This is a genomic window from Spongiactinospora gelatinilytica, from assembly GCF_003236385.1.
Lineage (GTDB): Bacteria > Actinomycetota > Actinomycetes > Streptosporangiales > Streptosporangiaceae > Spongiactinospora > Spongiactinospora gelatinilytica.
In genome coordinates, this window is sequence record NZ_POUA01000342.1 from 1 (window position 1) to 8,322 (window position 8,322).

General features: G+C 71.0%; 9 protein-coding genes and 1 pseudogene. 6 read left to right on the top strand and 4 right to left on the bottom strand.

Going from position 1 to position 8,322, the window contains the following annotated elements:
* From C1I98_RS30845 to C1I98_RS30855, 3 genes are all read right to left on the bottom strand, one after another.
* The coding region (locus tag C1I98_RS30845; protein ID WP_233508330.1) for an NlpC/P60 family protein at nt 1-999 on the bottom strand (999 nt) is incomplete at its 3' end.
* Between the two features lie 366 nt (nt 1,000-1,365).
* Nucleotides 1,366-1,866 carry a transcription elongation factor GreA gene (gene greA, locus C1I98_RS30850; RefSeq protein WP_233508331.1) on the bottom strand — a complete coding sequence of 167 codons (501 nt, stop codon included), beginning with the start codon at nt 1,864-1,866 and terminating at the stop codon, nt 1,366-1,368.
* Between the two features lie 112 nt (nt 1,867-1,978).
* Nucleotides 1,979-2,416, bottom strand: coding sequence for a DUF4307 domain-containing protein (locus tag C1I98_RS30855; RefSeq protein WP_111170899.1), 438 nt, complete (start codon nt 2,414-2,416; stop codon nt 1,979-1,981).
* A gap of 159 nt (nt 2,417-2,575) precedes the next feature.
* Here C1I98_RS30855 and mca point away from each other — a divergent pair, with 159 nt between their 5' ends.
* Genes mca through C1I98_RS30870 form a run of 3 tightly spaced genes read left to right on the top strand, consistent with a single transcriptional unit; the run spans nt 2,576 to nt 4,130 of the window.
* Entirely contained in the window at nt 2,576-3,502 is a 927-nt protein-coding gene (gene mca / locus C1I98_RS30860; RefSeq protein WP_111170900.1) for a mycothiol conjugate amidase Mca, read from the top strand.
* Nucleotides 3,503-3,550: 48 nt separating this feature from the next.
* The gene (locus tag C1I98_RS30865) at nt 3,551-3,754 is read left to right on the top strand and encodes a hypothetical protein (protein WP_111170901.1); all 204 of its coding nucleotides are present in this window, start codon (nt 3,551-3,553) and stop codon (nt 3,752-3,754) included.
* Nucleotides 3,755-3,806: 52 nt separating this feature from the next.
* Nucleotides 3,807-4,130, top strand: coding sequence for a GNAT family N-acetyltransferase (locus C1I98_RS30870; RefSeq protein ID WP_111170902.1), 324 nt, complete (start codon nt 3,807-3,809; stop codon nt 4,128-4,130).
* Between the two features lie 7 nt (nt 4,131-4,137).
* Here C1I98_RS30870 and C1I98_RS30875 read toward each other — a convergent pair whose 3' ends face one another.
* Nucleotides 4,138-5,286, bottom strand: a complete 1,149-nt coding sequence (locus tag C1I98_RS30875; protein WP_111170903.1) for a hypothetical protein — start codon at nt 5,284-5,286, stop codon at nt 4,138-4,140.
* Between the two features lie 131 nt (nt 5,287-5,417).
* On the opposite strand from C1I98_RS30875, the gene C1I98_RS30880 reads away from it, so the two are divergent.
* The 3 genes and pseudogenes from C1I98_RS30880 (at nt 5,418) to C1I98_RS30895 (ending at nt 8,268) form a co-directional block, all read left to right on the top strand.
* Entirely contained in the window at nt 5,418-5,711 is a 294-nt protein-coding gene (locus tag C1I98_RS30880; protein WP_111170904.1) for a hypothetical protein, read from the top strand.
* Nucleotides 5,712-5,991: 280 nt separating this feature from the next.
* Nucleotides 5,992-7,970 (top strand): annotated as a pseudogene (locus C1I98_RS30885) (thioredoxin domain-containing protein).
* An 85-nt stretch (nt 7,971-8,055) separates the two neighbouring features.
* Nucleotides 8,056-8,268, top strand: coding sequence for a hypothetical protein (locus C1I98_RS30895; protein WP_111170905.1), 213 nt, complete (start codon nt 8,056-8,058; stop codon nt 8,266-8,268).
* Nucleotides 8,269-8,322 lie beyond the last annotated feature (54 nt).

The following is an 8,322-nucleotide window of genomic DNA, read 5'->3' on the forward strand; positions in this document are numbered from 1 at the left end:
CCACTGCACGAGCCCCGAGCAGTCGAAGGTCTCCGGCCCCTCCGCCCCCCAGACGTACGGACGTCCCAGTTTGGAGGCCGCCGCCCGCAGGGCCGTCTCGATCTGGGGCACCGACATGAGCGCCCCCACCGGCCAGGTCGTGCGTCCCTGGGGCTGGACGGTTCCGTTGGGCCGCTTGAGCACCGGGTTGATGGCCGCGACCTGCGACCCCTTGGGCAGTGCCCGCAGCACGGCCTTGCGCAGCCGCACGCTGTCCTGTTCGGGGGCGCTGATGACCAGCGCGTTGTTCTCGGGGATGCCGAGGGCACGGGCGGTGATCCGGGAGACGACGGCGTCGATGGAGCCCATGCCCATGGTGGCGTAGGCGCCGATGCGCAGCGTTCGGTTCGCCGCGTTGACCGAAGTGCCGAGCCGGAGCCCGCCGTCGTTGCCGAGCACGAAGGAGACCGCGACGTCGCCGCCCGCGATGTTGCCCCACAGGGCGTCGGACTTGGCGGTGGGGCGCGGCGTGTAGGCGCGGAAGGTGGACGGTTCGACGCCGAGGGTCTGCACGCGCTTGCCGTCGATCACCACTTCGGCGGCGTCGGCCAGTTCCATCGCGCGGATGCCGGCGACCTTGGCGACCTTCTTGAGCGTCGCCTCGGTGAGCGGCTTGCGGGTCACCGCGAACAGGTGGGGGGCGTGGGTGGACTTGAGCGGTTCGACCTGCGGGCGCGGCGCGGCCTGCGGTGACGCTCCGGCGCTCTGGAGGGGGGCGGGCTTGACGACGTAGTCGTTGTCGTTGCTCACCGGACGCGCGTCCGGGCCCAGCCCGGGGATGTACGGCTCGGTCCCGGCCGCCTCCAGCGCGGACCGCCGCCGGGACAGTTCGCCGAGGACCGCCACGTCGGCGGTGATCACGCCGACGAGGGCGATCACGATGATCGGCACGGCGTGCCGCCGCAGCCAGTGGGGCGATCCGGGACGGCCGAAGGGGGCATGCTCCCGCTCGCCGAGCACCACACCACCCCTTCCGTCCAAAGGCCGCCCAAAAGGGCCACCCGAACCACAACAGGCCCCAAGCCCCCCAGACCCTGGAGGCCCGCGAGGCCCGCGTCGGCTTCCGCCTTTATGAGGATGCCGCACGCACGGCGTGGTACGCACGCCTTAGCGAAACTTATCGGTGAAATGCCGGTCTGACGTGGAAAATCCGCCACGGCGCCCATGGGCGCACGCGGCGGATCTCGCTCGTAGTGTGTCGGTGGACCAGTGCCAGGGTCAGCGCCAGTCAATACCCGGTCATGCCCGATCGATACCCAGGCGCCGCGATCACCACAGAACCGGTCCTGGGACCGTTCCCGCCGGCCCACGCGGCGCGTGGACGCGTCAGTTGCCGACGTACGGCACGGCCTCAAGGATCTCGACCGTGTTCTGACGCCCGTTTGGCAGGGTGAACGTCGCCTTCTCGCCGATCTTCTTGCCGTTGATCGCCGACCCCAGCGGCGACTTGGGCGAGTAGACGTCGATCGGCGCCCCGCTCTCCTCGCGGGAGGCCAGCAGGAAGGTGACCTCTTCGTCATCGCCACCGAACCGGACGGTGACCGTCATGCCGGGCCCGACCACTCCTTCGGTGCGCGGCGCCTCCCCGACACGCGCGTTGTCCAGGAGTTGGCGGAGCTGGAGGATCCTGCCCTCCATCTTGCCCTGCTCCTCCTTGGCCGCGTGGTAGCCGCCGTTCTCGCGCAGGTCGCCTTCTTCCCGGGCGGCCTCGATCTTTTTGGCGATGTCGGTACGCCCCGGGCCAGAGAGGTACTCCAATTCCGCCTTCAAGCGGTCGTACGCCTCCTGGGTCAGCCAGGTGACGCTCTGGTCGTGGGAGTCGGCCACGGGTTCTCCTTGCTCACTCGTACGGGGGCACTGCTCTGGGTGATGCCACGGACACATCTGAATTTCGACAGGCTAACAAGCCAGCGCCGCCAACGCTTCCCCAAATGTCTCACTATACGAGATAGCAGTACTGGACGTGAACCGAAGTGGCCTGCGCGCTGGTCTCCAGCCGGTCGGATCGCCGGACATACCCCTCACCAGCGGGGATCGTGACCTCGCGAGTGCCCACTTCGACGTGCTTCACATCGGTGGCGCGGAGTCGGCAAAGTGCCGCCCGATCGGAAGGCTTATATATCTCATAGGTTACCGTCACCGAGTCACTGCCGCTCGCGTCGAAGGTGATCACCTGGTCGATCACCTCGGTGTCCCCCTTGGCCGCCCACATGACATAACCCCAGCCGCCCGCGACGATCGTCACCAGCACCGCGATGACCAGGTGAACGACGAAACGCCCGCGACGCGCCGGGCCGTCCGGACGTTCCGGAAAGTCGTCCGGAGTCCCGAGCACCGGCCCGGTCTGCGCGCCCTGCCCGGCCTCGCTGGCGACCATCGTGGAATCTCCCTGCACTTGCTCGGCGTTATCCGAGACAATTGTCCCTCGCGGGGGTCTCGCCTCCGCGTCTGCCCGGGGGAAGGGACCGCCGCACGACCGAGGCGGTCCCGTTCGCCTGTGGTCTGCAGGTCCGATCGCAAGGAGACAGCAGAGCCTGTGAGTGCACCGCTGAGGCTTATGGCCGTTCACGCCCACCCTGACGACGAGTCGAGCAAGGGCGCCGCGACCATGGCACGTTACGTCGCGGAGGGCGTGGACGTGCTGGTCTGCACCCTAACCGGTGGGGAGCGCGGTTCCATCCTCAACCCGAAGATGGATCGGCCGGAGATCCTCGCCAACATGGCCGAAGTCCGGCGTCAGGAGATGGAACGAGCGCGCGAGATCCTGGGCGTCTCGCAGCGTTTCATGGGGTTCGTCGACTCGGGCCTGCCCGAGGACGAGAACGAACCACTGCCCGAGGGCTGCTTCGCCGTCCAGCCGCTGGAGGTGGCGGCCGCGCCGCTGGTGGCCGCGGTGCGGGAGTTCCGGCCGCAGGTGATCCTCACGTACGACGACGACGGCGGCTACCCGCACCCCGACCACATCATGACCAACCGGGTGTCGGTCGAGGCGTTCGAGGCGGCCGGCGACCCGGACCGCTATCCGGGCACGGGCGACCCCTGGCAGCCGCTCAAGCTCTACTACCACATGGGTTTCAGCAAGGAGCGGTTCGAGGCGCTGCACGAGGCGATGACCGAGCGCGACATGGGCTCGCCGTACGCGGAGTGGATCTCCCGCTGGGAGGACCGCCCGCAGAAGTGGCCGGTGACCACCCGCGTGCCGTGCGCGAGCTACTTCGAGACGCGCGACCTGGCGCTGATGGCGCACGCCACGCAGGTCGATCCGGACGGCTTCTGGTTCGTGTGCCCGCGCGAGCTGCAGATGGAGATCTGGCCGACCGAGGACTTCCACCTGGCGAGGTCCCTGGTCGACACCGAGCCGCCGGAGGAGGACCTGTTCGCCGGCATCGAGGGGGCCGCGCCTGCCAAGTCCGGCACTCCCGCCGGGTGCGACGAGCGCACCCAGGCGTCGGTCGTCAACTAGCCGGACGCCACGGCGGCACTGTCGGGGGCAGGTGGCAGACTTGGTGGGGTGACAACGCTACTCGCCATCGCGCCCCGCGGCGACGTCAGCCCGGGCCTGCTCGGGTTCCTTGTCGTCGCCGCGCTGGGTGTCGCCCTTTTCCTGCTCATCAAGTCGATGAACAAGCAGATCTCCAAGATCGAGGTGCCGCACGAGGACGAGCCCGAGCGGCGCCCGGCCAACGGTGAGCCCAAGCCCAACGGGGTTCACTGATGCCCGGGGCCCCGGGGAGGCCGCCGGTGCCGCACCTCGGCGGAGGCCGCTGATGGCCGAGGAGATCCGCGTCGTCGACAACCAGGAGGCCTCCCGCTTCGAGGTCTTCGTGGACGGCGAGCAGGCCGGCTTCGCCGACTACCGGCTGCGCGCCGACCGGCTCGTGCTACCGCACACCGAGGTCGACGAGGCGTACGGCGGGCGCGGCCTGGGCGGCAGGCTCGCCGCCGCGGCCCTCGACGCGGGCCGCGACGCCGGTCTGGCGGTGGTCCCGGTGTGCCCGTTCATCGCCGAGTACATCCGGCGCCACCCCGAATACCTGGACCTTGTGGCGGACGACTACCGCGAGGCCGTGGCCAGGCCGCCGGGCGACTGACCGAGGGTCAGTCGCCGGAGTTCCAGGCGCGTTCGAGCGCCTTGGGCAGGCCCCACCAGCCGAGCGGCGTCAGCACCTGGTCGCGGTCGATGATGCCCAGCTCGGCCCACAGTGGGGTCACCGACATGAACAGCATCTCGGTCGCCTCGACGTCGTCGGGGTCGACGTCCGCCTCCACGTCGTCGGACTCGGCGATCAGCCGGGCGATCCGCTCGGCCGAGGCCAGCACCCCGGGTCCCCGCCTGGCCAGCGCGGTCACCGCGGCCAGCCAGTCGGCGTGGTGGATCGCGCACAGCGCGGCCAGCACCGAGTCCTCGTGCGACACGTCACCGTCGAGATCGACGAACTCCTCCAGGGTGTCGTCCTCCTCCGGCAGGTCGGAGATCGGCCCGGACACGCCCGCGGCGACGGCGAGCCACAAATCGGTGTCGTCGTCCGGCAGCGCCTCGCCCTCGAACCCGGCGCAGGCCCGCAGCACGCTCCCGGGGTAGCCGGCGTCGGTCAGCATCTCGCGCAGCCGCGCGGCGGCGGTGTGCAGTTCCCGCTCGGGCAGCGGCGGCTCGGGCAGCTCGCCCACGACCCGGCGGAGTTCGCTGAGCGCGTAGGCCTCCTCCTCGTCCCAGGCCTCCTCCAGTTCCTTCTCCTGCTCGTCGGTGAGCGCCTCCAGCGGCACCCGGCCGTCACCGGGCAGCGGCGCGACCAGCCAGCGCTCCTGGAGGTCTTCGTAGGCGAGGCGGGCGGCCGGGTCCTCGGCGGCCAGCGCGTCGGGGTCGATCTCGCCGACCACCACCCGTCCCTCCAGGTGGGCGACGAGCAGGTCGTACATCTCGCCGGTGGTCTCGCCGCGCTCGTCCTCTTCGGGCCAGACGTAGAACGAGCGGGTCAGCAGTATCGGTTCGGTGCCGGTCGCCTCCAGCCAGTGCTGGACGTCGCCCACGGTCGCCACCCCCGACTCTATCGCGCCGAGCGTGGCCTTGGCCGAGTCCCAGAACATGGCGGACAGCGGGTTGCTCGCGCCCATCAGGGCGCGGCGGAGTTCGGGCAGCGCGACGAGCGCCACCCCAGAAGGTACGGCGAGCAGCGCACGCGCCACATCCCTGCGGGTCAGCGCCGAAGCCGGCCGTCCCGCGTGCGTGCAGACGAATTCGAGATCCACACAACCTGAGCCTACGCCTGCCCGGCCCCCACGACAGCCCCCGTCGGCCCGGCTCACGTTCATTCAGATGATTCGCCTCACCTGCCTTGGGTGGCATGCGGACACCGCGGTCGCGTCATACCCTGATTGTCATGAGCGCTCAGGTCGCACACGGCGAAGGATCGGGCCGCCCGCACGTACCGAGGACGATCGGCGGCATCTCCAACGCGCCGCGTGGAAGCCGCCGGGCGCAGTTCTTCGCCGAGCTGCTGGAAGCGCCGCAGGGCCCGCAGCTCGACGGCGTGCTGACCGCCTGGTGGGGCCGCGCCATGCTGGACACCGACCCCGATCGTGACCGCATCCGGGCATCGGCCGAAGCCGGGACCCTGCCCACCACGACGATGGACGACATCGCCCGCCGCCGCCGACAGCGCGCCGAGCAGTGATCGAGGAAGACGACCTGTGGCCGGTCGTCCCTTCTACCGTCGTATCCGACGCCTTGCCGATTCGAGCGTCTCGGCAGAGACCTTTTCCGCGGTGGTGGCGTTGACTGTGGCGATATGTGAGGATCCATGGCTGCCGGGAGTGACCAGGTCGGTACCGATCCAGACTGGCGGGATCCTCATCCCCGAGGTCACGGTATAGCCGAGTACCGCATCGACAGGAAGAACCAACAGGCGATCCTCACCCGCGTCGTCCTGTTCTGAGGTGTGAGAGTGTGGTCTTGTGAACAGGCTCGGTAGTGAGACCTCTCCCTACCTCCTCCAGCATGCCGCCAACCCTGTGGATTGGTGGCCTTGGGGAGAGGAGGCGATGCGGGAAGCGAGTAGGCGTGATGTGCCACTGTTGATCTCAGTGGGATATTCATCATGCCACTGGTTATCTGGTGTCACGTGATGGCTCATGAGTCCTTCGAGGACGACGCGACCGCCGCGTTGATGAACGAGCATTTCGTCAACGTGAAGGTCGACCGGGAGGAGCGTCCCGACGTGGACGCCGTCTACATGGCGGCCACGCAGGCGATGACCGGGCAGGGCGGGTGGCCGATGACCGTGTTCGCCACTCCCGACGGGCATCCCTTCTACACCGGCACGTACTTCCCCAGGGCGCAGTTCCAGCGGCTGCTGACCGGGGTGGCCAACGCCTGGGAGGGCGATCGTGACGCGGTGGTCGGGCAGGGGGCCCAGGTCGTGGAGGTCCTGAACCGGCGGGCCGCGCTGCCGGGTGGGCCGGTGCCGACCGCGGAGACGCTGACCGCCGCCGTGCGGGGGCTGGGCAGGTCCTTCGACGCGGCGAACGGCGGGTTCGGCGGGGCGCCGAAGTTCCCGCCGTCGATGGTGCTGGAGTTCCTGCTGCGCGAGGGGTCGGCCGACGCGGTGGAGATGGCCTCGGCCACGCTCGACGCGATGGCCAGGGGCGGCATCTACGACCAGCTCGGCGGCGGCTTCGCCCGCTACAGCGTCGATGCGGCGTGGGTGGTCCCGCACTTCGAGAAGATGCTTTACGACAACGCGCTGCTGCTGCGCGTCTACACGCACTGGTGGCGCGCCGGCGGGTCGCCGCCGGCCCGCAGGGTGGCGCTGGAGACCGCCGAGTGGCTGTTGCGCGAGATGCGCACGCCGGAGGGCGGCTTCGCCTCCGCGCTCGACGCCGACAGTGAGGGCGTGGAGGGCAAGTTCTACGTCTGGACCCCGGCCGAGCTGCGGAAGGTCCTCGGCGACGACGACGGCGCCTGGGCGGCGTCGGTGTTCGAGGTCACCGAGGCGGGCACGTTCGAGCACGGCGCATCGGTGCTCCAACTGCTCGATGAGCCGGATGACGCCGAGCGCCTGGCGGGCGTACGCGAGCGCCTGCTGGCCGCCCGCGCCGGTCGGGTCCGGCCGGGCCGCGACGACAAGGTGGTCGCCGCCTGGAACGGCCTGGCGGTGGCCGCGCTCGCCGAGACCGGGGCCGCGTTCGAGCGGCCCGACCTGATCGAGGCCGCGCGGCGGGCGGCGGCCCTGCTCGACGACGTGCACGCCGACGGCGGGCGGCTGGTGCGCACCTCGCGCGACGGGCGACCGTCCGACCACGCCGGGGTGCTCGAAGACTACGCCGACGTGGCCGAAGGGCTGCTCGCGCTGTACTCGGTCACCGGCGAGACGCGCTGGTTCCGGCGGGCGGGCGAGCTGCTTGACGCGGTGCTCGACCGGTTCGCCGACGGCGAGGGCGGGTTCTTCGACACCGCCGACGACGCCGAACGCCTCTTCCAGCGCCCGCAGGACCCGACCGACAACGCCGCGCCGTCCGGCCAGTTCGCCGCGGCGGGGGCACTGCTGTCCTACGCCGCGCTCACCGGCGAGACGCGCCACCGGGAGGCCGCCGAGGCCGCCCTGGGCACGGTGTCGGTGCTGGCCGGGGAGCACGCGCGGTTCGCGGGCTGGGGGCTGGCCGTGGCGCGGGCCGCGCTGGCCGGGCCGGTGGAGGTGGCGATCGTGGGCGCCGACGACGACCCGTCGGCCGCCGCGCTGCACCGCGCGGCGCTGCTGGCCGACGTGCCGGGCCTGGTGGTCGCCCGCGGCCCGGGCGACGGGCGGGCCGAGGTGCCGCTACTCGCGGGCCGGGGCCTGGTGAACGGCCAGGCCGCCGCCTACGTCTGCCGCCGGTTCACCTGCCGCATGCCGGTCACCACCGTCGCCGCCCTCAAATCCGAACTGCACGCCTGACCCTCACCGAAGGGAGCGGTCGCGCCAGGCCCCTTCCCATTTCCGGGTCAGGGCCGGGTAGACGACGAGATACCGGAAGGGCGCGATGGCGGCCATGCTGCACGCGGCGCTCAGGCAGGCGGTGCGGGCGCGCATACCGGTGGCGGCGCTCCCGCCGGGCGGCACCCCGGAGGGGTTCACGGCCCTGCTGGTGGGGGCCGTCATCGGACTGCACGCGCAGTGGCGGGTCGCTCCCGAGGCGGTGGACCTCGACGCCGTCCACACCACCATCCGCGCCCTGCTGCCCGCGACCGGCTAGAAGCGGTCGCCCCGGTCGCCGCGCTCGGGCGGGGCCGGGCCGTCGGTGGGGATC